The organism is Acinetobacter nematophilus (genome assembly GCF_026344175.1).
GTDB lineage: Bacteria > Pseudomonadota > Gammaproteobacteria > Pseudomonadales > Moraxellaceae > Acinetobacter > Acinetobacter nematophilus.
This window is the reverse complement of the sequence record NZ_JAPKMY010000005.1, coordinates 1-24,800: the sequence shown is the minus strand read 5'-3', so window position 1 is coordinate 24,800 and position 24,800 is coordinate 1. Positions and strand designations below refer to the sequence as shown.

Genomic DNA, 24,800 nt, shown 5'->3' with positions numbered 1-24,800 from the left:
TTTAGATTCTTATGAGTCAGTTTTCCTCTGCACCACTTCAAACGCCACCACCGATGAAGAAAAAAGTCCTTGTTGCTGTCTTGGCAGTTGTTGTTGGACATGTTGGTGTATTGTGGGGAATCAGCAACATGAAGGCTTTTGAATTACCTCAAATAAAGAAAGAACCTTTAAAAATCAAATTTTTAAAGCTGAAAGAAGATGCTCCACCCCCGCCTCCACCTCCTGTTGAACAGATCAAGCCTAAAGTTAAACCAAAGCCGGTAGAGAAGAAAGTCGAACCGAAACCGGTGGTCAAGCCGAAAGTCATTGAGCAGAAAAAACCTGTGGAAAATGATGATCGGGCAAGAAAGCTTGAAGAGCAAAAACGTCTGGAAGACCAAAAACGTTTAGAGGATCAAAAGCGTTTAGAAGATCAAAAACGCCTAGATGAGCAAAAGCGTTTAGAGGATCAAAAACGTTTGGAGCAACAGAAGCGTGAACAAGAGGAACGTGACCGTCAGCGTCGTGAGCAAGAACAACGGAATACGCCACGTAATGTCAGTGACGGACAGGTATCTTGGAGTCGCAGTCCTCGAATTGCAAAAGAACAGCTACTTAAACTGATGTCACCAGAAGATGGGACAAAAGTTGTGAATTTGGAAATTACTGCAGATGCAAATGGAAATATTACCAATGTCCGTATTATCCAATCGAGTGGTAATTCAAGTTTAGACAGTTACGTTGTTAAACAGACACAATCTGCAAAATTTAAAGCCTACAAAGAAAATGGCACTGGTGTACCATTTAAAATTAGGCAGGATTTTGCGTTGTCAGTCTCTAAAAAATGATTTTTTTTAAGAATTAGGAAATGTGCATATGAACTTTTCAGTTTATTGGCAACATGCTGATGCGGTCAGTAAAACACTGTATTTCGTGTTATTGGCAATGTCTATTGCAACGTGGACTGTGTTCATTTTGCGTATTTTAGGCACGCGTCAACTCAAGCAGGTTGCTCAAGACCATCTCGCTCAAGCGTTGAGTGCATTAAAGGCAAAACTTGCACCACTTGGTTTTGACCAGCGTAAAGCAGTTGCAGAACAAGCTTTGTTACGTCAAATCTCGGTTGAAAAAGCCAGTGCTGAAAAGGGTGTCTCTGTTTTAGGTACGATTGCTTCACTTGCACCATTTGTTGGTTTGTTTGGTACAGTGTGGGGGATTTTCCATGCTCTGGTTGCTGTCGGTAAAAGCGGTCAAGCGGGTCTGGCTCAAGTTGCAACACCTGTTGGTGAAGCGTTGATCATGACGGGTCTTGGTCTTGCGGTCGCAATTCCTGCGGTATTGGCATATAACATTTGTGTGCGTTTCAATCGTACTTTGTCAAATGAATTACAAGATCAGGCACATGGTCTATTGATTGATACAATGTTGCAGCAAGAATCTTCAACGAAAAAAGTTGAAGCTGAGGCGACAAATAAAAGTTTAGTGGGAGGTCAAGCTTAATGGCTTTTCAACTGGGAGAAGACAACGATTCTGGCATGAATGAGATGAATCTCATTCCGCTGATCGATATTATGTTGGTATTGATGATCATCTTCTTGGTGACAGCAACCGTTGCTAACCCATCGATACCGTTAACTTTACCGAAAACCACAGCTGAAGTGAATGCTCCACCTCCTGAAGCCATTACGATTAGTATTAATCAGCAAGGCGAAGTGGCGTGGAATGATCAAATCATCACTTTAGATGAATTATCGAAACGATTTGATGAAGCTGGACAGAAACCTGTTAAACCCGCTGTTCAGTTAAGAGCTGATAAAGAATCGCGTTATGACACTGTTGCACAAGTAATGTCGCGTGCAAGTGAGGCAGGACTCAATGATCTTGCATTTATGAGTGATAATTAACCAAAATTAAGATATTTAAAAAGTTTTTGAAACCTCCCTGATGGGAGGTTTTTTTATACGGATTTAAATCCTCTAAATTTAAAAAAACTTAATCTTTGAGCAAGTCCTGGAATTGACTGTGTAATTTAAGTAACTTTGGGGGAATGGCAAAATTACAATATCCCTGCGCAGGATTACGGGCAAAGAAATTTTGATGATATTCTTCTGCAGGATAGAACGTTGGAGCAGGGCTTAACTCTGTAACTATATTCAGCCCGTCCGCTTTGAGCTGTTCAATAAAGCTTTCAGACTCAACCTTTTGCTGATCATTGAAGTAATAAATGACAGAACGGTACTGTGTACCAATATCATTGCCTTGACGGTTTAACGTGGTAGGGTCATGTATCGCAAAAAATACAGTGAGCAGTTGCTGATAACTGATTTGCTGTTCATTGAAATCAATCAAAATGACTTCAGCGTGATTGGTATCTCCATTGCAAATCGCCTCATAGGTCGGATGGGTTGTATGCCCGCCAGCATAACCACTTAGAACTTTTTGAACACCTTTAAGCTGTAAAAAAACGGCCTCTGTACACCAAAAACAGCCACCACCGAATAAAGCTTGTTGCATTGAGAAATCCTTTTATTATTGAATGGGAAAAAATATGATCTAAATGATCATAGCGTGAAAATTGTGATTATGTCATATCACTATTTCAGGATGGATAAGATGACAACCTTGATTAAGTTGATCGGTCAGGAGAAATTGTAGCTAAATTTAGAATCAAATAAATATAAATAAATTGTCAAAGCTTATGGTATTCGTGTGAGTAAAGGCATTTAAAAAGAATGTGCTCCTAAAAATTGATTTTATACCAACGAGGTTGTTAAGTTTTTTTGTATTCGCTTAAATACTGGGTGGAGTAGGAGAAAAATTAAGTTTTCCTTTTATGAAAATATTTCTTTTCTTCAAAGGATAAGTACGATGTGTAATCGTTATCAAGCATAAGAATGACTTTTTTCTGCATGTATTTTGTAGAAGAAATCAGATTCTTTATGCGTTGTAACTTTTATTATTATTCCATTGGGTAGAATCGCTTTAGTAGCTTGGAGATCTGTTTTATATTTATATATCAATACTTTATTGATCTTCCTACCATGAAATAATAATTTCCATATTGTCAAAATGGCTATACCAGAGAACTTCAATTGCCCCATAATCGACCCACACAGGTAGTACCAATGACATTTTGTTCACCAATTATTTATTTCCTATACAACTAACATACGACATCTTATGTGAAATTCTTAAATTTTATTTTTCATCAATATTTTAAACTTAAGCCATTCCAATAGGTTGAAATGGCTCTTTGGTGATTGTTCATATTCTAAAATCAATCAAGAAATAATGCTTCTCAACGATATTTATCTTAGTGAAACGATTATTATTCGTCGTCTAATAAGTCCATTTGCTTGGCGATTTGGTAAAGATTATTGGAACGATTGCCTGTACGACAGAACATCAGGACTGGCTTTGGAAGCTCATTAAAACGGTTTGCAAACGTTCTCACATCTACTTCTGTAATCTGACCTGCAACCACAGGTAAAAATACATAATCTAATCCCGCGGCACGTGCTGCTTCTTCGATTTGTGCACTGGTAGGCTGTTCTGGGCCACCCTCTAAATCAGGGCGGTTATTGATTACAGACTTAAACCCCTTTTCTGCAACTTGAGCAATATGTTCTGGACCGATTTGACCTGCGAAACCAACATTTTCACTCATTTTGTCACTCCTATATTATTTAGAATCAAATATGCTATATATAATAGCATTAAGCTCAGAACTGAGTTTGGACTACAAAAGATTTATAAAAGAAATATCTATAAAAGATAACGCAATGGAGTGTGTATGTACGCATATACAGTTGAACCACTGTATGTCCCCATCGGGCAAGAAGTTATAGCCGCAGATTTTTATCGTCCTAAAAATTTAAAGAAACCTGCTGTAATCATTATGGCACATGGCTTTGCCTGCCTTAGACAATTCAAATTGATTGCATATGCACAAAAAATTGCCCAAGCTGGTTATGCTGTTGTGTTATTTGACTATCGTTTCTGGGGAGGCAGTACAGGTTTTCCCCGTGAACTTATTTCTTTGCAAAATCAGATGGAAGATTGGAAAACGGTTGTCAATTATGTAGCAACGCAAAAGAAAATAAATTCTAAGAAAATTGTATTGTGGGGAACATCGCTGAGTGGTGGCTATGTACTGAGTCTTGCCAGCGAAATGAAAAATGTTCAAGCGATCATGGTGCAAGTGCCTTATGTAGACGGTGCGGAAACGGCAAAATCTTTCCCGATCCAACAATTGCCTAAAGCTTTAAAAATATCCAGTCAAGATTATATGGGGGCAAAGGTAGGAATGCTTCCTAGAACTCTGCCTGTGGTGCATCCTTATGACCTTTGCTTTATTCCGACCAAAGACAGCTACCATGGTTACATGTCGATTGTACATCCGGACTATTTTTGGAGTGGCGAAGTTCCTGCACGTGTTTTCTTTAATTTAATTCGTTTTAGACCGATTCAGACGGTAAGACGTATAAATATTCCAGTGTTGTTTATTGCATCTAAAAAAGACAGTTTTATTCCGATAGAATCCAGTCGTGAAACGGCAACAAATATCGCACCTTTTGTGCAATATCATGAGTGGGATATGGCACATTTTGATATTTATCACGGGAAATGGTTGGAAAAAGCAATTTTGACCCAATTAGACTTTTTACACCAACATATAGGAGTAAGCTAGATGATCATTGTATGTCCATCATGTGGCGCAAAAAACCGTGTTCCTGAAGATAAGTTGAATGCGCAGCCGAGTTGTGGGCAATGCCATCAGAATCTTATACCGCTTGCTCCAATTGAATTGAATGAACAGAATTTTAGCAATTTTGTGAGTCATAGTGACCTGCCTATTCTGATTGACTTATGGGCTGAATGGTGTGGTCCATGCAAAATGATGGCGCCTCATTTTACGCAAGTGGCGGGGAGTAATCCCAATGTGGTTTTTGCCAAAATTGATACAGAAGCGAATCCACGTTTGAGTAGTGCTTTTAATATTCGAAGCATTCCAACCTTGGTTTTAATGAATAAAACCACGGAAGTTGCTAGAATAAGCGGCGCATTACGGGCTAACCAATTACAAGAATGGTTAGATCAACAATTGAATGCCCTTAAATAATTCATGGGCTCGGAGTTATTGTGTCAGATTCTCATGTAAAACCTGAAGGTACACTGTCTTTACAAACCATCGCAATGCCAGCGGATACAAACTGGAGCGGTGATGTTTTTGGTGGTTGGATTGTTTCACAAATGGACTTGGCTGGCGCAATTCATGCAGAACGTTTTAGTAAGGGACGTTGTGCAACCATTTCAATTAATCAAATGACTTTCCTTGTTCCAGTGAAAGTAGGTGATGTGATTAGTTGTTATACCAAGATTTTAAAAGTAGGCAATACTTCCATTCAGATGCAGATTGAAGTGTGGGATAGTCACGACAGTTCTCGCGCTGCCAAACGTGTGACAGCAGGTGTGTTTACTTTTGTTGCTGTAGACGTTACAGGCAACAAACGGCAAATTCCTGAAGATGTAAAACAAAAGCATCTCGCATCACAAACGGCCTAATGGCTATAAAAAAATCCCAACATGTTTGGGATTTTTTTATAGCCTCGGAAAAGTATGTATTTGCTGTTTTAAAACATGGTGTTTTGATTGGCACTTGTTTCAGGAACGGGTTGCCGTACGTCCCAATGCTCAACGATCTTGCCATTTTCAAGTCTAAAAATATCAATGATTGCAACACCACGATCTTGTGTATTCAGTGTTGAGTGTACGTGTAAGAACACTAAATCTCTTTCGGCAACTGCACGCTTAATGACATTTTTTGCTTCAGGATTGTCTTGGAAATATTGAGTAAAGTAATTTACAAATGGTGCTTTGCCATCAGGGACACGTGGATTGTGTTGAATATATTGATCACCAATATAACGATCAGCATAGGTTTTGACTTGATGTTTCTGAAACACACCTTCATAAAAATCAGTCACAATGGCTTTGTTTTTTTGCGCCTGTTGGGTTGCAATCACAGATGTCGAATTGTTTTTAAGATCAGCTGAGACTTGGTTTTGAGTGCATGCTGTAAGAAATAATATGGGGCTTAGTATGAGCGTCAGTCTAATTAATTTAGTGGAAATATCGGATTTCATGATTATTCTCAATATTTAAGATGATGTTCAAACATCATCTTGATGAGTAAATATTGATGAGTATAGTGATTAATCGTCTTTCGTTCGGGGGAATTTAGTAAACTCTATACTTACTGAACAGTAAGTTTTATTTACATTTACTTATTTTTCAGGCGATCTTTAGATACCCATGCCCAAACCATTTGGCATTCTACAGGTTCTTTTCCAGATTCATCCATAATCGTAACTGGAACTAGCGTTTCACCCTTTTCAGAAGTTTGCATTTCTAAAATCTGTTCAGGACTAAGGGTTGCTGTCGCTGTCATATCTCCCTTAGATGGACGTTTATAGTCAATATGCATACTTTTGATCAATACAATTGAGCTATCAGGAACATTCATTCCTGTCACAAAGCCTGTTGCTGTTTCTGCAATTAATGCCATCGCCACAGCATGTAGTTGACCGATATGATTTTGCATAGCGCGATGGTTCTTGATTTCCACCACAACTTTTGAAGAGCTAACCTCTAGGTATTTAATATTGGCTGTGCCAACCATAGGGACAACTCGACCAAAGGCTTTACTCCAGAGCGTACTACGAATGCCTTTAGGGAATTTAGAAGTCGCTTTTACAAGTTTAGATAAACGATTGGTCTGAGTCATGTCTTAACCTATAGGGCTATTAAAGACTTTAGTCTTTGAAGTTGTTAAATTGTAAAGGTACACCGAACTGTTGTTCTTTTAAAAACGCCATAACTTGCTGTAATGTATCGCGCTTTTTATCCGTTACACGAATCTTGTCACCTTGGATAGAAGATTGCACTTTGACACCGCTTTCTTTAATGGCTTTATTAATTTTTTTTGCGGTATCTGAGTCAAGTCCATCTTTGAGTTTGATCACTTGAACAACATTTTTACCGGAAGCGGTCATCTTTTGAGGATCAAGCGCCTGAATATCAACTTTACGTTTAAAGAAATGATTTTCAAGCATGCTGTAAACCTGCTCACATTGGAAATCACTTTCAGTTGAGATTTTTATCTCTTTGGCTTTTTCATTGATTTCGATAGAAACATCCTGTCCGCGGAAGTCGAAGCGTGTAGCAATTTCTTTTTGAGTGTTTTGAACCGCATGATTAACTTCAAAAATCTCTAATTCTGAAACAATATCGAAAGATGGCATAGTTTAGACCTTTACAAATAGAAAGAATATCTGAGATGCTAGGGATGTTTTCTTCATTTGCCAAGTGTTGTTTACATCAAAGGAGTGCACAATGATCCGTAAATTAGAAATTACAACATTTGAGTTCCCAGAAGATGCCGTAATCTGGGATGTTCGTGACGCAAAAGCCTTTGCCGAAGGTCATGTGAAAGGTGCTGTAAATCAGCCCATCGATAGCCTAAATGCAGAGATTTTGACTCAAGTGAATTCGGATCAGTCCATCTACATATTATGTGGTGGTGGAAGTAAGGCACCTCGTGCTGCTGAAAAATTAGAAAGTTTAGATGGTTCTCGCGATTATGTCGTGCTTATGGGCGGTACTCGTGCTGCACGTGATGCAGGCTTACCATTGGAACAAGGTTCGTAAAAAAGCGCCGAAAGGCGCTTTTTTATTGCCAGTAGCTGTGATTAACGATCAACATTATTTGGCTTGAAGTATGGTTTCTTTGGTTTTAGTTTTTTATTGAAACGTTTGACATCCAATTTTCTCAAAAGCGTTTCTGGCACAGGGCAAGCTTCATTTAAAATCATGGCAATCAAAACTTCACTACACAGCGGTGCAAATAAAAAGCCTTTAGAACCCAGTCCTGAAAAAGTATAAATTTCTTTGTCTGTTTCAACTTTTCCGAGTAATGGGAAATAATCCAAACTCTGCGCACGTACAGATGCACGACCATGCCATTGCTCTACAGGTAGGAGTGTTTCTGCATATTGTGGAAATACACTGTGGATAAGATCATAGTTATGCACATGGTCTTCAATCAATACTTCACTATCTTCTCGTTGTGGATAGAAAGAAGCACCCAGAATCAATTGTTGGTCATCAAGCTGCATGCAATAACCACCATAGCTATAGGCATGTTTGGGATTGAGTTTATTTGAACTGTTGTTGAGCCAGCTTACTTGTCCGCGGATCGGTTTGAGAATGGGAAAGTGTTCAAAAAATTGCCGGCTGTTTTTGGCACAGCAAACAATCACATGATCAAAATCGCCCAGATGGCTGTGCTGATGATTGCATAAGGTCAATCGATGAACATTTGATTGAGTAATGTTTTCGATTTTTGCATATTTTAACTGAATCAGAGGATGTTCAAGAATTTGGTCTTTGAGTTGCTGTGGATAGACTGAACCTGCTTGAGTCAGCTGTAAACTTTTGAATTGAGTGCGCAGATCAAGTTGTTCCGCTGTTTGCGCTTTAAGTAAATTTTGAGGATATTCATTCGCTAATTGAAGTAATTCATCAGGATTTTTTTGTGCAAGTTGCTGAACGGCAATCGGACGAAACGCGTTAAAATTTCGATAATGACGAAGTGCATGTTGCCAAGACAAAGTCATTAAATGTTCTGCACTCTGTTCAATCGGGCTGAGTTTGGGATTGAGTAGGGCCAAAGGGTTACCGGATGCACCTGCTAAGGGGGCTGATTGCTCATAAATCGTGACTTGATGTCCGCGTTGGGCAAAACCCCATGCACAACTTAATCCTGCAATTCCTGCCCCGATAATTGCAATTTGACGTTGATTGGAAGATTGCGATGGATGCTGTCGATAGTCTTGTTCTATACGCTGAATGGAAAAATCTTCAGATGCATTCCAAACAGCTTTTAACATCTCGCGCTTATGTCCAAAACCACGTGGTCGCGAAATGCTGATGCCATGCTCTGTTAAACCGCGTTTCAATACACCTGCAACACTGAACGAGGCAAATGTAGTCCCAGGATCAGAAAGTCTGATGAGATGATTTAACACATTGGCTTCCCACATGTCAGGATTGCAGGAAGGTGCAAAACCATCTAGAAACCATGCATTAACGGGGTGTGTTTTGGCAATAACGGGAAAAACATCATGCGCATCACCTAACCAAAGATCAATTGAAAACCGTGATTCGGGAAAGTTTAAACGATGACATCCTGCGATCGGCAATGGATATTGTTCAATTAATTGCTGTGAAAAAACCTCGAGTTCCGTCCAGACCGCTAAAGCACGGCTTAAATCTGGTTTAGACAGCGGAAACTTTTCTACACTGATCACATGTAAGTGGCTGTGATTATCAGGGCGTACCTGTTGCCAAAGTTGCCATAGCGCTAAAATATTGAGTCCGGTACCAAAACCTGTCTCACCTACACAAAAATATTCAAAGTCACCCAACGCTGCAAGGCGTGTTGCAAGATCATTACCATTTAAAAATACGTGTCGTGTTTCAAGCAGTCCATTGTCTTTCGAAAAATAGACATCACCAAATTGTTTAGAAATTGGAACTTCAATTCCATCAATGCATTGCCAATCTAGATCGGCAGTTTGAATGGCATTTGACAACGTAGATTACCTTTTTAAAATTGAATTGCTAGGAGTTGATCTTTTAGATCATGAATATTTTAATGGCTCAATTTTACGACAATCGATGGCATATCGACTTGATCGTTGAGAGTTTGATTATAAACACAATGGACTGATTTAATTAAAAAACGAATACCATGGTCTGTCAAAAATACCCTGCAGATTGAGAGTCTTGTTTAAAACCAGCATACAATCGAAATGAACTATTTTGCCCAAAACGCAAATATCAAAAGTTACTGTAATAAGATTTTGATCAGAATTTTATCTCGTGATCTATCTGATGATATTGGAAATATTTGAGCAAAACGTATCAGGTCAATGATTTACCACTGGCGACGACGTTTGGTGTAGATATAACTTGCAATTAAAAAGCCAAGTAATACCCCAACGGCAATCGTTGCTGCACCATATAAAAACATTTGCGCACTTTGTTCGCTTTGTAAGACTTGAACTTGTACCCCAAGATTATCATTTTTCAGCTGCAGTTCTTGGTTTTGCGCCAATGCTTCTAAATTGGCTTTTTCAAGCTGCTGTAAACGTGTTGCCTGGTCTTTGACTAAAGCCTTGACTCTAGCTTCTTGGGATGCTTTTTCTTTAACGATTTGTTCTGCTGTTAAAGGTTTATTTTCTTGCGCCTGTGCTTGGGTCTGAGTCGTGGCATTTGCACCAGCAACAGCAGGAATAATATTCGGTTTAGGAGGCGCGACAGTTGGATTCGCCTGAGAGGAAGGCGCTGCTGCCGTTGCTTGAGTTGTGGGTGCCTGTGTTGGCTCTGCCCATAACATAGGGGAGAGCAGTATCGTAGAACTTAAAGTCAGACGAAGTAAGCTTTGGACGACAACGCGCATTTTGTTATCCCTTAGGTAAGGCTTTATTGAATGGCTTAACATCGATATGACGATAAATTCCTTCTTTAAGGAAAGGTTCGTCTTGTAACCATTCATCTAAAGCCTCACGGCTGTCAAAATCAAGAATCATCGTACTGCCATAAAAACCCGCCTGTGGATTTTCACGATCAACAGGCATCGCTCCAGCAACAATAACGCGACCTTCTGCATCTAATTTTTCTAGTCGAGCCAAATGCTGTGGACGTATAGCTAGACGTTTTTCTACTGTACCTTCTTGATCAGTACACGTAATTACAAATAATGGCATGATATTTCTCAATTTTTCTAAAACACTTTATTCGTCGCCTGACTTGAAGTGTTTTCGTAATATAACAAACTGGATAATGATAAAGGAAAACATCACAATCATGTCACCAAATGCTGTAAATTCTCCCCAATATTTGCCACCTGCAAATAAAAAAGCAAAGAAGACATGTAAACCTGACATCACAATGAACATCGCTGCCCAAGCAAAGTTTAAATTTTTCCACCCCTTTTCAGTCAGCTCTAAAACAGGACCAAATAATCGTTGAATGAGTGGTTTTTTATCTTTACCAAAATAAGGTGAAAGTAAGAAAGCACCTGCAAAAACTAAATTTAAAATCGCAGCTTTTAAGCGAATATAGAAGTCATCACTTAACATTAACGTGATTCCCCCAAAAATCACCGTCATGAACAAAACAAACCATTGCTGTTTATCTAAACGGAACTTTTGTGAAATAAACAACGCACCATAGACAACAAGCATTGAAATAATCAAACCTGTTGTTGCGACGAGAATGTTATTGTTATTTACACCACCTGTTGAGCCGATCAACTGGAGTAAGGGATGATCTACATCTTTAGGATCAACCGTTTTGTATAAATAAAAGAAAATTATGAGGGGCACAAAGTCTAAAAGTGCTTTCATGTTAAAGTATCTAGTCTGTTCAGGTTGATGGGATAGTATAAAAGATGCAAGGCATAGATTTACATACTCACAGTAATATTTCTGATGGAACTTTAACACCAGCATTACTGGTTGAAGCTGCCATCGAGAAAGGCATACACACGCTTGCATTGACGGACCACGATAGCATGGATGGCTTAATACAAGCTGAACAATTTGCAAAAAATCAACCAATTCAAATCATTTCAGGTGTAGAAATCTCGAGTCAGTGGTCTAGACCTGCCACAAAAAAGAGTTATGGCGTGCATATCGTTGCACTCAATATGCAAAATCCTGAACCATTGCAACAGCTTTTAACTGCACAGAAAAAGATTCGGGCTGAGCGGGCAAAGGAAATCTGTGATTTATTGATTCCTTTGATTCAACAAGATATTTATGCCGATGTTGTGGCAAAAGTAGATGGGGAGCCTGATCGAATTACACGCACGCATATTGCCAAGACTCTGGTTGAAAAAGGCATTGTACAGCGTGCTCAGCAAGCATTTGATAAATATATCAAGGAAGGCAAGAAAGCTTATGTGAAGTTTGATGGTTTAGGTTTGGCAGAAACTATTCAGGTGATTCATGAAAGTCAGGGCTTCGCGGTATTGGCACATCCAACACGCTATGATTTATCTGCAACCAATATTCGTTTTTTAATTGAATTATTCGCTCAACATGGTGGCGATGCGGTGGAACTTCCACCTGCGATTGAAAGCGCTTCTACACGCCAAATGGTTGATCGAATGATTGCAGAACATGGTCTCAAGGTTTCAGTCGGGAGTGATTTTCATGGAGAGAACATGCCTTGGATTAAATTGGGCAATATTCCACGCGTAAAAGAAGGGCAAATCGGGATATGGGAAAGTTTTCGATAATAGCTGGGTCTGAAAACTTAAATATCCTGATGAGGATTGCTTTGATGAATTAAAAAATCCCTCTCGTGAGAGGGACTTGATTTTGATTGAACATCAATCTTCTTTTTCAGTATAGGGATTTTCGAAGCCAAGTTTGTTTAAGATCTCGATTTCCAATGTTTCCATTTCTTCGGCATCTTGATCTGAAGTTTCATGATCATAACCCATCAAATGCAATGTTCCATGAACCAACATATGGGTAAAATGTTCAATCGGCGTTTTTTGCTGCTCGATGGCTTCTTGCAACACTACAGGAATACAAATGACTAAATCACCTAAAGGTAATGCATCCAACAGCGGTAGGACTTCTTCAGGGATATCACTTGGAAAAGACAGCACATTGGTGGGTTTGTCTTTTTTTCGATATTCAGCGTTTAACTGATGGCTTTCGTCATGATCTACGCAAGCGATTCCAATTTCACAATCTTGATCAACTTCGATATGACGTAAAGTGGTTTCAATGACTTTCTTTAAATAGGCACGTTTGAGCACTAGAGTTGGTGCTTCAAACGATTGTTGTAACGATAAGCTAAGTTTCAAAAACAGTCCTTAAACATTTTCCTGATTTGAAGCAGTTGCATCAAGGTGTTGAGCATCTGCCGCAGAATCATTTTCAGCAATTAAGGCTTCCTGACGTGCTTTACGTTCAGCACGTGCTTCAGCACTTAAACGATATTGTTCACTGTCCCATCCTTCATAAGCTTCGACGATTTTCTGTACCAGCTGATGACGAACCACATCTCGAGAATGGAAACGTGTGATATGAATTTCCTTGATTTTTTCGATGATTCGTAAGGCGTGTGCCAGACCAGACTGTTGTCCTCGTGGTAAATCGACCTGTGTAATATCACCTGTGATGACTGCACGAGAACCAAAACCTAATCGCGTTAAGAACATTTTCATCTGTTCTGGCGTGGTGTTCTGAGCCTCATCTAAAATCACGAATGAGTGGTTTAATGTTCGACCACGCATATAGGCAAGTGGTGCGACTTCAATGACTTGGCGTTCGATAAGTTTTGCAACTTTTTCAAAGCCAAGCATCTCATAGAGTGCATCATAGAGTGGACGTAAATAAGGGTCGATCTTTTGACTCAAGTCACCCGGTAAAAAGCCCAATTTTTCGCCAGCTTCAACAGCAGGGCGAACCAAAAGAATACGTTGAATTTCGTTGCGTTCGAGCATGTCGACAGCGGCAGCAACGGCAAGATAGGTTTTCCCTGTACCCGCAGGACCGATCCCGAAAGAAATATCACTTTGTAAAATGCGTTGTACATAACGCTTTTGATTGGCACCACGAGGATTAATTCGACCTTTACGGGTTTGCAGCCAGACTTCATCTAAGCCTGTGTGCTCATTGTCCGAAAGGTCTTCTTGTAACTCGCGGTCAGTTTGACTGCCTTGAATCATTAAATGGATGGTATCAGCACTGATTTCTTGAGAGAGTTCAGCCTCAGCATGCAAACGCTGCAATAAGCCTTCAACTCTCTCCAGTGCTTCTAATTCACCATCTATATAAAAGCTGTCACCACGGTGTGAAATACTGACATTTAAACGTTGTTCGATTTGTTTCAGATGACCGTTATAAGCACCAAGCATGCTTTTTAAACGTTCAACTGAAATACCTGGAAAAGCTACTGTACGTCGAATCGCTGCAGTCAAGAGATATCCTTTTTAAAAGTAAAGTCTATACCCTTACATTACGCCACGTCAGGCTCAAGATTCAAGAGTTCTCCGTAAACTAAATTTAAGGTCTTAATCTCCGTAATCTCAATCTCTGCAAAGCGTCCGACCCAAGAGGCATCACCTACAAATGTTACTAAACGTGTATTGTCGGCTGTACCCACCAATAAATTTGGATCTTTGTTCGAAACATTCTCAACCAAAACGCGTTGAATAGTGCCCAACATAGCATCTGTTTTACGGATACTGGATTGCTTAATCCAATGCTGAACTTTGGCTAAACGTTCCTTTTTCACTTCATCAGGTGTGTCATCTGGTAATTCAGATGCAGGTGTGCCTGGACGCTTTGAATATACAAAACTATAAGAATGGTCAAAGTCTAAATCTTGGATAAACTGATAAGTCTCTTCAAAATGCGTATCTGTTTCCCCCGGAAAACCGATGATGAAATCTGAAGATAAATGCATATCTGGGCGAACTTTACGAAGTTTGGCAATTTTTTCGATATAAACATCAATGGTGTGATTACGTTTCATCGCTTGTAATACATCATTTGAGCCACTTTGCACGGGTAAGTGCAAATGTGAAACCATTTGTGGTAAGTCGCGATAGCATTGGATCAAATCGTCATTAAATTCGAGCGGATGTGAGGTGGTATAACGTAAACGACCAATACCTGGAATTTCTGCAACAAGACGCAATAAATCTGCGAATGTGCAAATTTCGCCTTCAAAGGTCTCACCACGATAACCATTCACATTTTGACCCAGTAGGCTAATTTCACGCACACCTTTTTCAGCCAAACCTGCAATTTCTGCCAAGACATCATCCAGAGGACGAGATACTTCTTCACCACGTGTGTAGGGAACTACACAAAATGAACAATATTTCGAACAGCCTTCCATGATAGAAACGAATGCTTTGTAGCCCTCTACGCGCGGTTCAGGCAAAAAGTCGAACTTTTCAATATCAGGGAATGAAATATCTACCAGCTTGATTTTATCTTTTTTAGGTTTTTCGATTTGATCAACGTGTTGATCCAGCATTTGCGGTAAACGGTGCAAAGTTTGTGGACCAAAAACCATATCAACATAAGGCGCACGTTTTTGGATGTTGTCGCCTTCTTGTGAAGCCACACAACCACCAACACCAATCACAAGATCAGGATTTTTTTCTTTGAGTTTGCGCCAGCGTCCTAATTCTGAAAATACTTTTTCTTGCGCTTTTTCACGGATTGAACAGGTATTCATCAGTAGAATATCTGCATCACTTGGATCGCTTGTGAGCACATAACCATGTGAGTCGCCTAAAAGATCTGCCATACGGTGACTGTCATACTCATTCATCTGACACCCTTGCGTTTCGATATACAGTTTTTTAACTGTACCGTCGGCTGGGGTGTGCTGTGGCTGGGTTACAGTGTTTTCTGAGGCAGCTTTGGCACCATTTGGAATGAAGGTTTGAACCGTCATGGAGGGGTCTATCCTATGAATAAAGGGAATTTAAAATTCGCATTGAGTTTGTTATTTTAACAGACTCGCAAAAGGCGCGCCATTTTACAGCATTTAAATGGAATTCAGGGAAATATTTAAGCAAGATTGGTATGTTAGCAACTATAGAGAGGGCGTAAATGAAAAAATCAAAAAAGGGAATAGATTATTAATGATGAATCATAAGGTTACATAACACAACAGTAGAAATGGATTAGAATAATTAAACTAGGCACAAATAAGTGCATCGGCAAGTTAAGGCACATCATGCAGGTTGAGAGAAAAACGGTGTTAAAGCAGCAACTTAAGCAAAATAAATTAAAACTTTATCTTTTAGGCGCAGTTGCATGCACAAGTCTGCAAGTGGCTTATGCGGCTGAAGAGCAGTTCAATGATGCTTTGCGTAATGCGAATAATGCGAGTGCTTTAGAACAGTACCGAGTTTCAATGCAAAATGATGCTTTAGGTTATTATCCTGAATATTGGATGCTGAATGCTAATCTTGCTTTTCAACCTGCTGGCAATATTATTAGTTTTGCACAGCGCTACCCACAATCGGCAATGGCTGAAAAGTTGGCAGCAGATTATGTCGAAGAAAAAGTCAAACAAGCTGACTTTTCAAGTGCGCAACCTGTATTGCAATATGTAACTAATCCAGATCAGGCAGAACGTTGTGCCGTTGCTCAAGTTCGTGCCAAAACTGGGGATTCATTGGTTTTTGCAGAGTTTAAAGATGTTTGGCTTGCAACCAATACTCAACCTGAGTCATGTAATGGTTTGGGGCGCATGATGCTGTCTAGCCCACTCATGACTACACAAGATCGTCAACAACGTCTTTATGCGCAATTAAGAGCAGGGCAATCTGGTCTAGCGATTGCGACAGCCCAATCAATCGGTATTAATTTATCATTAACGCAAATGAACCAGATTCAAGCAAATCCGCTCAACTACTTATGGTCAGCGCCGAAAACGAATGTGCAAGATTATGCTTATTTGGTTTATGCATTGGGACGTGCCGCAGATACGGATTTAACCAGTGCTTTACAGTCTGTGCCTAGGTTGGTTCAAGGTGTGCCTGAAGATGTGCAAAAATATCTTTATCGTACGGTGGGCTATATTGGTGGTACAACCGTCATGAAAAATAATTTTAATCGTGAAGTGTTGCAAAATTTTGATGCCAGTTATGGTGTACCTTTTAGCGCTGAAGAAGCTGAAGTTTATGCACGCCAAGCGATACGATTTGGTTCGTGGGAAAGTGTAATTCGTGCGATTGACAGTATGAGCGTAACGCAAAAGCAAGAAGATCGTTGGCAATATTGGTTGGCTCGTGCATCTGAACAACGTAATGATGCGCAATCGAAAAGAGCAGCACGAGAGATTTACCAGCGTTTGGCAATGTCGGGTGATGACTATCACAATCTACTTGCTAAAGATCATTTGGGGCAAAAATATAATGATAGCCCCGCAAGAGAGCAGCCCTCGACAGACGATCAACAACGTTTAAATAGCGATATTCATTTCCGTCGTGCGTTTACTTTACGCAATATCAATGCACCGGCAACCTATACCAATAGAGAGTGGAATTGGGCAGTACGTCAGGCATACTTGAAGCATGATGATGGATTGCTGCTTGCTGCAGCAAAACGTGCAACAGATATGGGGTGGTATGATCGAGCAATTTATGCCGCTGAACGTACAGAGAAAAAGCATAATTATACCTATCGTTATGCAACGCCACATCAATCTCTAGTCGTGAGTCACAGCCGGAATGCAGGGATTGATCCTGCTTGGGCATACGGGTTAATGCGCCAAGAGAGTCGTTTTGTTACAGCTGCCCGTTCACATGTTGGCGCAGGCGGTTTAATGCAGATCATGCCAGGCACGGCAAAATTAGTGGCGAGACAGATGGGTGAAACGTATAATCCGGCTGCACTCAGTGATGCCAATACCAATATTCGTTATGGTACTTTCTATCTGTCGATGATTCATGGGCAATTAAGTAGTAATCCTGTGTTGGCAACAGCAGGTTATAACGCAGGACCAAATCGTGCTAAGCGTTGGCAACCTGATTATCAAAATCTTTCAGCAGATCAGTATACGGAGTCTATTCCTTTGAATGAGACTCGTGACTATGTAAAAAATGTGATGACCAATGCAGCGCATTATGGAATTTTATTAGGGCAAGGACCTCAAGCTATTGAAAGTCGTATGCCTGTGATTCCAACTCGTGTATCGCAATAATCGCTTTGAACTTGGATGAAACTTTGTTGGTAAATCAATGATTTTCAATATCTTGCGTAAATTAAAGAAGTTTTGCATGGCATTGACTGTATGCTGTGCAGGATTTTTTTTGGTCAATGTGCCGTTACATGCAGCACCGCAATTACAAGGTTATGTGATGCAGGTGCAATTGACGCCAGCGGTTTGTGCATTAGATTCGTCAAAGCAAAGGCAACGTAAGTGTCTGGAAGGCTATTCATTGACCATTTCGGGTTTATTGCCTGAAACAACTGAACGCAATTGCACAACCAATAGTTCTGCCAGTTTAACGCCATTACAGGCAAAAGTTGTTGCACGAGTAATGCCAGAGGAAAATGCCCGTATCCAACTGTGGCGGAGTGTGGGTGGTTGTGTACCGATGAATGCGAGTCAGTATTTTAGAACAGTGATCAATTTGGCTGATCGGCTTAAAATTCCTGCAGATTTAACCAGTTCCGAAAGTAAAAGCGTTCAGCATAATGCCTTAAAAACACAATTTGTGAGATTAAACCCGGGAATGAACAATGACAGTATTCGCTTTACTTGTCAGAGTTCATCATCAAGTCCTGTATTAACTGAAGTTCAAGTGTGTTATCGGGTCAATGGGCAGTACAAACAATGCTCGAATCATATTGTTTCAAATTGTCCAAATACATTCTCCATCAAAGGGACATACTAGTCGCTGTGGGTATTTTATATTGTGGGTCTTGTTATCGCTAAAAAGCAGATATAGTCACCCACACAGCTGAATTGTCGATAGAACCCATTCTTTTTGAGATATTTTATTTATATTTCCTATCATACTTTTGTTGAAATTCATTCTCTTTTACATGCAAGTGTCAAAGGATTGGAGTACAATCTTTGCCGTTTATGATAATTCGATTAAAACGGATTTAACCGTTTAATCACATTAACGATCCTCATTGGAGATAATTACATGAAGCAACCTGTTCGCGTTGCCGTTACTGGCGCAGCTGGTCAAATCGGTTACAGCTTATTATTCCGTATTGCTAGCGGTGAAATGCTTGGTAAAGACCAACCCGTTATTTTGCAATTGTTAGAAGTTCCATTTGAGAAAGCTCAAGCTGCGCTTAAAGGCGTAATGATGGAATTAGATGACTGTGCTTTCCCATTATTGGCTGGCATGATCGGTACTGATGATCCAAAAGTTGCATTTAAAGATGCTGACTACGCGTTATTGGTTGGTTCACGTCCACGTGGTCCTGGTATGGAACGTGCTGACTTGTTGAAAGTGAACGGTGAAATCTTCATTGGTCAAGGTCAAGCACTTAATGAAGTAGCAAGCCGTGATGTAAAAGTTCTTGTTGTAGGTAACCCTGCAAATACAAATGCTTATATCGCAATGAAATCTGCTCCAGACCTTCCGGCGAAAAACTTTACTGCAATGTTGCGTCTTGACCACAACCGTGCGTTAACTCAAATTGCTCAAAAAGCTGGTGTTGCTGTAGCGGACATCAAAAATCTTACAGTTTGGGGCAACCACTCTCCAACAATGTATGCTGACTACCGTTTTGCAACTGCAAATGGCGAAAACTTGAAAGACAAAATCAACGATGCTGACTGGAATGCAAATGTATTCCTTCCAACAGTTGGTAAACGTGGTGCTGCGATCATTGAAGCGCGTGGTCTTTCTTCTGCTGCTTCTGCTGCAAATGCTGCAATCGACCATATGCGTGATTGGGCACTCGGTACAAATGGCGAATGGGTAACGATGGGTATTCCTTCAGACGGTTCTTATGGTATTCCTGAAGGCGTAATCTACGGTGTTCCAGTGACTTGTGAAAATGGCGAATACAAACGTGTTGAAGGCTTAGAAATTGATGCATTCAGTCGTGAACGTATGGACAAAACTCTTCAAGAGCTTGAAGAAGAGCGTGCTGCAATTGCGGATATGCTTAAATAATTAAAAATTTAATCTGTTTCAGATGAATTTTGAAAAGCACTCTATTTAGAGTGCTTTTTTATTGGTTAAATCTGGCACAGTACAATGCGACAATGTGCGTTAAAGCATGTTTTGATTGATTTTTAATCACAATTTGAAACAAGAAAACTAAAATTGAAACTATCTTTTATCAGGTCTTTCTTATAAGTTAATTGTATATCTAATGACAAATAAACTTATATAAGGAGGGCGATATGCTCAGGACGAACAAACCATCCTTAGAGTTACTGTTTTCTCAACTGGGTTTAGCCAATAGTGCAGCAGCGATTGAACTTTATGTGCGTACGCATCAGCTACCTGCAAATGTTTCATTGCATGAAGCGCCATTTTGGAACAAATCTCAGCGTGATTTATTAATCAGCCATTTGGTGCAAGATGATGATTGGGCAATTTGGATTGATGAGTTAAACCAGCAACTCCATTTAGATGCATATAAACTACAAACAGCTTAAAGCTTTTAACTTTTCCCAAGTGCAACAAAAAGATGGCTACATTAGCCATCTTTTCTTTTGGAGGGTTACGATTTTATATCATGTCATGATGACCATAGACCCAATGCTTAGTGCAATTTACTTTGAATCATTTGACTAAACCAGGCTTCATTTCTGACAGGTTTGAAAGCATGATGTTGTCGAAGTAGCGCTAAATCAAAATCTGCGGTTTTGATATATTTATTTAACCAATGACGGGTTAAGGCAAAATCTTGCTTACTTACACAGGCATAAGCCAACATAAAGTAAATATCAGCATGTTCATGTTGCGTCATCGGTTTTAAAATTTGTTGAGTGATCAAGGCGTAACGCGATTCTTTGGTCAGTTCAAAGTAAATCATATAGGCTTTGGCCAAATGCAAAGAAAGCTGTATGTACAATGACATTGGCATTTCTTCGTATTCCAAACGCGCAGTTTCAAGTAATACAATCGCTTCTTGTAGGAAGTGAATTTGTTCCTGCTTTGAATGACTTTGCGTGACTAACTGTAAACGTAGATCACCACGTTCAAGTGCAAGTTCAGGGGTATTGCCTGACAAATACAATTGATCAGTTTCACCAATGCGCGAGATGATTTGTTTTGTATTATCAAACATATGCTGAATCCTCTTAATTTCTACACTCTATTATGAGGTCTATTTCAATAATTTAAAGCTGATGGATTTGAGATAGAGCGTTGCACTATTGAACACTCAAGACCAAAATGTCGAAATCTATTCAATAAGCCTACAAGCTTTTATAACCCAAATAACCGGCAATATGGCTGATCTTTGGACTAAACAAACTAAACAACTTACAGGATATGAGAGTCACTTCTGAGCCATGCGGTAATTGAAAGTCGTTGATGTTTAGCTTCAAGGACTTCATGTAATAAGTCACTTTGGAACAAGGCGATTCGATTAGGTTTGGGTTCTAAAATATGCCATACATTGTTTTTGTCTAGTAAATGTAATTTGCCCCCCCAGTCATCCTGCCATTCATCATGCAAATAATAGACTGTAGAAATCATACGACCATTTTTGCCTTGAGGATTATCTCGATGCAAGGCGTAAAACTCGCCTGCGTTATAGCATGCAAAATGTGCTTCAACCTCTTTAATTCCCAAATAAAATGCAGCATTGAAAATTTGAGAGAGTTGCTGAAGCGTATGGATATGATGTTGAGCAATTTCTAAATCCTCGTTGATCCATAAAATATGATCACTGCGAATCTTGCTGATTACACCATTTTGAATTGCTGCATCACGGAAACGATTTAGATTTTCAGTACACTCTTTAATCAGTTGTTGTACATAGTCTGCTGGGTATGCATGGTCAATAACGGTAAATCCATGTTGATCTAAATCATCAAGAATTTGATCAACATTCCATGACTTTGGGAGAGAAAGAGCTTCCATAAATGACCAAAAAATAGTGTTTGAAGGGCTGTTGCTATATTAGAACAAACGATGGGCAGTGAAGAAATATTTTTTCGTGTTAAAATAACCATTGAACTCAGGAATTAATCGAAACATGAATTACCGTCACCATTTCCATGCAGGCAACTTTGCCGACGTCATGAAACATGTGTTATTGCTTCAACTATTGACACGTCTAAATACTAAAGACAAACCCTATCGTTATATCGATACACATGGTGGTGCGGGCAAATACGATTTATCCACATCAGAAGCGCAAAAATCAGGTGAATTCCTGACAGGTATTCACAGGCTCGTTAAGCTTGATGATTCAATCAAGCGCAATGCCCCAGAAGGTGTAAAACAATATCTGAAAGTGGTTGAAGATATGCGAGCAGGTGCTGGAAAAGGCGCTTATCCAGGTTCACCCTGGTTCGCACTTGAAGCAATGCGAGATATAGATAAAGCGACCATTTTTGAAATGCAGCGTGATGTGTTTCAACAATTGTATTTCAATATTCGCGATAAACGTGCGGGTTTACATGAACGTGATGCATATGAAGGTCTTTTAGGGGTAATTCCACCGAAAGAAAAGCGTGGTTTGGTCATGATTGATCCACCGTATGAGCTTGAACGTAAAGATTTTCCACAGTTGGTTGAATTAATTGCTGCTGCCCATAAAAAATGGTCTACGGGGGTATTTGCAATTTGGTATCCAATCAAAGATCGTGCCATGATTGAGCGTTTTGAAAAGAAAATGATCAAAACGGGTATCCGTCGTCAGTTGATTTGCGAAGTTTGTGTATGGCCTGATGATACCCCTGTTGGCTTAAACGGCTGCGGATTGTTGGTCATCAATCCACCATGGAAATTCTCTGAAGATGCTGATGAAGCACTACAATGGTTATTCCCTCATTTACGTATGAGTGAAAATGGTGGACATGCAGCAGTACGTTGGTTGGTGGGCGAGTAGTTCATTTATAGCGATAGCTAGAAAAATGATGCGAATTACAAATTATGACGAAATAATTTGAGTAATTCGCATCAATTTCACTTAGAAATGAATGTGATAAAATCTTAGGTGAGATATCAACCGCTCCAAAATAAGAGCCATAGATAGGATTCAAAAATGACAAATATAAATAAACCAGAAAGCCCAAACTCTTCGAGCCAGGACCTTGGATTTGATGGCATCACTTTTGAGGTTGAAGAGGAAGAGCATACCCATGAAGGTCAAAAAGTAAAACGTCGCGGAATCTATTTGTGGCCGAACTTGATTACAACATCAGCATTGTTATCAGGCTTTTATTCAATTATAGCCAGTATGAATGGTGATTTTACTCAAGCGATTTATGCCATTTTCCTTGCAGCATTATTTGATGGTCTAGACGGTCGGGTGGCTCGTGCAATTGGTGCACAAAGCGCTTTTGGTGAGCAATTTGATTCACTCTCCGACTTACTGGCGTTTGGAGTTGCACCTGCTATTTTGATGTATAGCTGGAGTATGCATGATTTAGGACGAATCGGTTTGGCAGCTTGTTTTGTTTATACAGCTTGTGCGGCATTTCGATTAGCACGCTTCAATGTTCAAATTGGTGTGGTCGATAAACGTTATTTTATTGGTGTTGCCAGTCCATTGGCTGCGATCATTATTATTGCTTGGGTTTGGGTTGGGCAAGATTTCAGGTATATTTTTGATCTTAAAGATGGTGCTATTCAGGCAACGAATGCTTTTGTCATTATTGCGGTTGGTTTACTGATGATTTCCAATATTAAATATTATTCATTTAAAACCGTGGATCGTAAACGGGTCCCTTTCTTTGTATTGCCAATCGCTGTATTTATCCTTGCTGCAATGACTTATAATATTCCTGTAGGCATCTTGGTGATTTCAATTATCTATGCTATTTCTGGTTTTGTAACCACATTTTTGGCAAGAAAGAATAGCCTTGAATAAAATATAAAATAAAACTTAAGGTCAGGAGCTTGATATGCGTTTGTTTCAAGATTTCTTAGATCAGTCTAAACAACTGAATCAAGCTCAAGAGCCGACTGAACTTTTTTATCATCCATCCAAAGATAAATATAAAATTACCCACCAGAAGCTGGTTCTGGCTAATCTCCCTGGGCCCTTGCACTATCTCAATTTTTTTAGTTTGATTGGACAACCGAATAATTCTGTTTTTTGCAATCAAAATGAAATCCTCACCACAGCTTTAGATACAGCTACTGTATTGGCCAGTACCAGTGCGCATATGGTGGGGCAGTTAAGCGCATATTCGATTCAAAATGATTGCCAGTTTCAAATCGATGATCAGTGCAAAGTAAAATTTGAGTTTGGTCAAAAAGAACAGGTCTTTGGGAAAATTCCAAATTTTGTCATGCAAAGACAGGATAGTGAATTAAGTTTTGATTTAAAAATAACCACGTTGCCTTTGGTTTCACATTTCATTCACTTGAAGTTTGGTTTTGCTGAGCATTGGTCTTTGGTTGCGCATTGCGAAGGTTGTATTCAATACAAAGATCAAAAATATGCTATTCAACAATATGCAGCATTTGAATATATGCGCATGGTGAATTTTCCATACCTTCCTTATGCGCTTTATACTTATCAATTGATTCAATTAAGTGACGAACTTCAAATCATTTGCGTCTATAGCTGCGATCAAATGAATAATGTTTTACAGTCCCGTATCTATATGCGTAATATCCAGACACTTGAAGCCAAAATGTTTGATCGGCAAGTGGTATTCAATATTCAGCGTGTTTTTCCTAAAGTTAAAACTGTAAATCAACAAGAAATGTATTTGCCTAGAGAGTTTGAGTGGCAGTATCAAGATGAAAATATTTCTATCAATATCCAAGCCCAAAGTCGGGGAGATTATAAATTTGGTTTGGCAGCAGGTTATGTGGGAAGTTTTAGCTACCAAATACAGCTGAATGGACAAACATACCAAGGCGAAAGTGGCTATTGTGAATATATCGATTGCCGTCCTTTAAAGTGGCAGGAAATCGATAAAGAAAATAAATTATCCAGTAAATCGAGTCAACCTGCGCTCATTATGCTTAAAAAATAGATAAAGAAGCCAAAAAAAGGGTAGATTTGAGGAAAAAACATCCATCCGAACAGAAA

General features: G+C 39.5%; 29 protein-coding genes. 15 read left to right on the top strand and 14 right to left on the bottom strand.

The window, feature by feature from the left end; translation table 11 throughout:
* The first annotated feature begins 11 nt into the window (after positions 1 to 11).
* From OSH00_RS10770 to OSH00_RS10760, 3 genes are read left to right on the top strand one after another with little or no spacing between them, the layout of a single operon-like run.
* Positions 12 to 827, top strand: coding sequence for an energy transducer TonB family protein (locus tag OSH00_RS10770; protein WP_266130431.1), 816 nt, complete (start codon positions 12 to 14; stop codon positions 825 to 827).
* A gap of 28 nt (positions 828 to 855) precedes the next feature.
* Positions 856 to 1,479, top strand: a complete 624-nt coding sequence (locus OSH00_RS10765) for a MotA/TolQ/ExbB proton channel family protein (protein ID WP_266130430.1) — start codon at positions 856 to 858, stop codon at positions 1,477 to 1,479.
* On the top strand, positions 1,479 to 1,883 hold the full coding sequence (locus OSH00_RS10760; RefSeq protein WP_196074490.1) for an ExbD/TolR family protein: 405 nt from the start codon (positions 1,479 to 1,481) through the stop codon (positions 1,881 to 1,883). The genes OSH00_RS10765 and OSH00_RS10760 overlap by 1 nt, the downstream gene beginning before the upstream one ends.
* Positions 1,884 to 1,971: 88 nt before the next feature.
* Here OSH00_RS10760 and msrA read toward each other — a convergent pair whose 3' ends face one another.
* Positions 1,972 to 2,493: a peptide-methionine (S)-S-oxide reductase MsrA gene (gene msrA / locus OSH00_RS10755; RefSeq protein ID WP_266130429.1), complete on the bottom strand. Its 522-nt coding sequence runs from the start codon at positions 2,491 to 2,493 to the stop codon at positions 1,972 to 1,974.
* Between the two features lie 814 nt (positions 2,494 to 3,307).
* The gene (locus OSH00_RS10750; protein ID WP_042085020.1) at positions 3,308 to 3,646 is read right to left on the bottom strand and encodes a protein tyrosine phosphatase family protein; all 339 of its coding nucleotides are present in this window, start codon (positions 3,644 to 3,646) and stop codon (positions 3,308 to 3,310) included.
* A 126-nt stretch (positions 3,647 to 3,772) separates the two neighbouring features.
* Between OSH00_RS10750 and OSH00_RS10745 the strand changes: the two genes are divergently transcribed.
* The 3 genes from OSH00_RS10745 to OSH00_RS10735 all read left to right on the top strand — a co-directional run bounded on the left by OSH00_RS10745 (position 3,773) and on the right by OSH00_RS10735 (position 5,544).
* On the top strand, positions 3,773 to 4,669 hold the full coding sequence (locus OSH00_RS10745) for an alpha/beta hydrolase (RefSeq protein ID WP_266130428.1): 897 nt from the start codon (positions 3,773 to 3,775) through the stop codon (positions 4,667 to 4,669).
* Entirely contained in the window at positions 4,670 to 5,101 is a 432-nt protein-coding gene (trxC, locus tag OSH00_RS10740) for a thioredoxin TrxC (RefSeq protein WP_266130427.1), read from the top strand.
* A gap of 74 nt (positions 5,102 to 5,175) precedes the next feature.
* Positions 5,176 to 5,544 carry an acyl-CoA thioesterase gene (locus tag OSH00_RS10735; protein ID WP_227552200.1) on the top strand — a complete coding sequence of 123 codons (369 nt, stop codon included), beginning with the start codon at positions 5,176 to 5,178 and terminating at the stop codon, positions 5,542 to 5,544.
* 68 nt (positions 5,545 to 5,612) lie between these two features.
* Here OSH00_RS10735 and OSH00_RS10730 read toward each other — a convergent pair whose 3' ends face one another.
* From OSH00_RS10730 to OSH00_RS10720, 3 genes are all read right to left on the bottom strand, one after another.
* The gene (locus OSH00_RS10730) at positions 5,613 to 6,125 is read right to left on the bottom strand and encodes a nuclear transport factor 2 family protein (RefSeq protein ID WP_266130426.1); all 513 of its coding nucleotides are present in this window, start codon (positions 6,123 to 6,125) and stop codon (positions 5,613 to 5,615) included.
* A 137-nt stretch (positions 6,126 to 6,262) separates the two neighbouring features.
* On the bottom strand, positions 6,263 to 6,766 hold the full coding sequence (locus OSH00_RS10725; protein ID WP_009586131.1) for a DUF4442 domain-containing protein: 504 nt from the start codon (positions 6,764 to 6,766) through the stop codon (positions 6,263 to 6,265).
* 28 nt (positions 6,767 to 6,794) lie between these two features.
* Positions 6,795 to 7,283, bottom strand: coding sequence for a YajQ family cyclic di-GMP-binding protein (locus tag OSH00_RS10720; RefSeq protein ID WP_058968125.1), 489 nt, complete (start codon positions 7,281 to 7,283; stop codon positions 6,795 to 6,797).
* Between the two features lie 91 nt (positions 7,284 to 7,374).
* Here OSH00_RS10720 and OSH00_RS10715 point away from each other — a divergent pair, with 91 nt between their 5' ends.
* Complete coding sequence (locus OSH00_RS10715) at positions 7,375 to 7,689, top strand: rhodanese-like domain-containing protein (RefSeq protein WP_266130425.1); 315 nt, start codon at positions 7,375 to 7,377, stop codon at positions 7,687 to 7,689.
* A gap of 41 nt (positions 7,690 to 7,730) precedes the next feature.
* Here OSH00_RS10715 and mnmC read toward each other — a convergent pair whose 3' ends face one another.
* The 4 genes from mnmC to OSH00_RS10695 all read right to left on the bottom strand — a co-directional run bounded on the left by mnmC (position 7,731) and on the right by OSH00_RS10695 (position 11,453).
* Positions 7,731 to 9,635, bottom strand: a complete 1,905-nt coding sequence (gene mnmC, locus OSH00_RS10710; RefSeq protein WP_266130424.1) for a bifunctional tRNA (5-methylaminomethyl-2-thiouridine)(34)-methyltransferase MnmC2/FAD-dependent 5-carboxymethylaminomethyl-2-thiouridine(34) oxidoreductase MnmC1 — start codon at positions 9,633 to 9,635, stop codon at positions 7,731 to 7,733.
* A gap of 344 nt (positions 9,636 to 9,979) precedes the next feature.
* The gene (locus OSH00_RS10705) at positions 9,980 to 10,504 is read right to left on the bottom strand and encodes an SH3 domain-containing protein (protein WP_196076686.1); all 525 of its coding nucleotides are present in this window, start codon (positions 10,502 to 10,504) and stop codon (positions 9,980 to 9,982) included.
* A 4-nt stretch (positions 10,505 to 10,508) separates the two neighbouring features.
* Positions 10,509 to 10,811, bottom strand: coding sequence for a YciI family protein (locus tag OSH00_RS10700; protein ID WP_196076687.1), 303 nt, complete (start codon positions 10,809 to 10,811; stop codon positions 10,509 to 10,511).
* Between the two features lie 27 nt (positions 10,812 to 10,838).
* Entirely contained in the window at positions 10,839 to 11,453 is a 615-nt protein-coding gene (locus OSH00_RS10695) for an inner membrane-spanning protein YciB (RefSeq protein ID WP_196076688.1), read from the bottom strand.
* A gap of 44 nt (positions 11,454 to 11,497) precedes the next feature.
* Between OSH00_RS10695 and OSH00_RS10690 the strand changes: the two genes are divergently transcribed.
* Positions 11,498 to 12,349: a PHP domain-containing protein gene (locus OSH00_RS10690; RefSeq protein WP_196076689.1), complete on the top strand. Its 852-nt coding sequence runs from the start codon at positions 11,498 to 11,500 to the stop codon at positions 12,347 to 12,349.
* Between the two features lie 93 nt (positions 12,350 to 12,442).
* Here OSH00_RS10690 and ybeY read toward each other — a convergent pair whose 3' ends face one another.
* Genes ybeY through miaB form a run of 3 tightly spaced genes read right to left on the bottom strand, consistent with a single transcriptional unit; the run spans position 12,443 to position 15,540 of the window.
* Positions 12,443 to 12,928: an rRNA maturation RNase YbeY gene (ybeY, locus tag OSH00_RS10685; RefSeq protein WP_266130423.1), complete on the bottom strand. Its 486-nt coding sequence runs from the start codon at positions 12,926 to 12,928 to the stop codon at positions 12,443 to 12,445.
* 9 nt (positions 12,929 to 12,937) lie between these two features.
* Positions 12,938 to 14,047, bottom strand: coding sequence for a PhoH family protein (locus OSH00_RS10680; protein ID WP_266130422.1), 1,110 nt, complete (start codon positions 14,045 to 14,047; stop codon positions 12,938 to 12,940).
* 38 nt (positions 14,048 to 14,085) lie between these two features.
* Positions 14,086 to 15,540 (bottom strand): tRNA (N6-isopentenyl adenosine(37)-C2)-methylthiotransferase MiaB, encoded by a 1,455-nt coding sequence (miaB, locus tag OSH00_RS10675; RefSeq protein ID WP_151824247.1) that lies wholly within the window; start codon positions 15,538 to 15,540, stop codon positions 14,086 to 14,088.
* A gap of 285 nt (positions 15,541 to 15,825) precedes the next feature.
* On the opposite strand from miaB, the gene OSH00_RS10670 reads away from it, so the two are divergent.
* From OSH00_RS10670 to OSH00_RS10655, 4 genes are all read left to right on the top strand, one after another.
* The gene (locus OSH00_RS10670) at positions 15,826 to 17,799 is read left to right on the top strand and encodes a lytic transglycosylase domain-containing protein (protein ID WP_196076693.1); all 1,974 of its coding nucleotides are present in this window, start codon (positions 15,826 to 15,828) and stop codon (positions 17,797 to 17,799) included.
* A gap of 37 nt (positions 17,800 to 17,836) precedes the next feature.
* Entirely contained in the window at positions 17,837 to 18,496 is a 660-nt protein-coding gene (locus OSH00_RS10665; RefSeq protein ID WP_420909516.1) for a ribonuclease T2 family protein, read from the top strand.
* Positions 18,497 to 18,754: 258 nt separating this feature from the next.
* Positions 18,755 to 19,741 (top strand): malate dehydrogenase, encoded by a 987-nt coding sequence (locus OSH00_RS10660; RefSeq protein ID WP_004826724.1) that lies wholly within the window; start codon positions 18,755 to 18,757, stop codon positions 19,739 to 19,741.
* A 233-nt stretch (positions 19,742 to 19,974) separates the two neighbouring features.
* The gene (locus tag OSH00_RS10655; protein ID WP_196076695.1) at positions 19,975 to 20,232 is read left to right on the top strand and encodes a DUF2789 family protein; all 258 of its coding nucleotides are present in this window, start codon (positions 19,975 to 19,977) and stop codon (positions 20,230 to 20,232) included.
* A gap of 107 nt (positions 20,233 to 20,339) precedes the next feature.
* Here OSH00_RS10655 and OSH00_RS10650 read toward each other — a convergent pair whose 3' ends face one another.
* Together OSH00_RS10650 and OSH00_RS10645 are read right to left on the bottom strand one after the other, a co-directional pair.
* Positions 20,340 to 20,867 (bottom strand): hypothetical protein, encoded by a 528-nt coding sequence (locus tag OSH00_RS10650; RefSeq protein ID WP_266130420.1) that lies wholly within the window; start codon positions 20,865 to 20,867, stop codon positions 20,340 to 20,342.
* A gap of 197 nt (positions 20,868 to 21,064) precedes the next feature.
* The gene (locus OSH00_RS10645; protein WP_266130419.1) at positions 21,065 to 21,667 is read right to left on the bottom strand and encodes a 2OG-Fe(II) oxygenase; all 603 of its coding nucleotides are present in this window, start codon (positions 21,665 to 21,667) and stop codon (positions 21,065 to 21,067) included.
* A 115-nt stretch (positions 21,668 to 21,782) separates the two neighbouring features.
* Between OSH00_RS10645 and OSH00_RS10640 the strand changes: the two genes are divergently transcribed.
* The 3 genes from OSH00_RS10640 (at position 21,783) to OSH00_RS10630 (ending at position 24,744) form a co-directional block, all read left to right on the top strand.
* Complete coding sequence (locus tag OSH00_RS10640; protein ID WP_196076698.1) at positions 21,783 to 22,640, top strand: 23S rRNA (adenine(2030)-N(6))-methyltransferase RlmJ; 858 nt, start codon at positions 21,783 to 21,785, stop codon at positions 22,638 to 22,640.
* 156 nt (positions 22,641 to 22,796) lie between these two features.
* Positions 22,797 to 23,624, top strand: a complete 828-nt coding sequence (gene pssA / locus OSH00_RS10635; protein ID WP_266130418.1) for a CDP-diacylglycerol--serine O-phosphatidyltransferase — start codon at positions 22,797 to 22,799, stop codon at positions 23,622 to 23,624.
* 34 nt (positions 23,625 to 23,658) lie between these two features.
* Complete coding sequence (locus tag OSH00_RS10630; RefSeq protein ID WP_266130417.1) at positions 23,659 to 24,744, top strand: DUF6670 family protein; 1,086 nt, start codon at positions 23,659 to 23,661, stop codon at positions 24,742 to 24,744.
* Positions 24,745 to 24,800 lie beyond the last annotated feature (56 nt).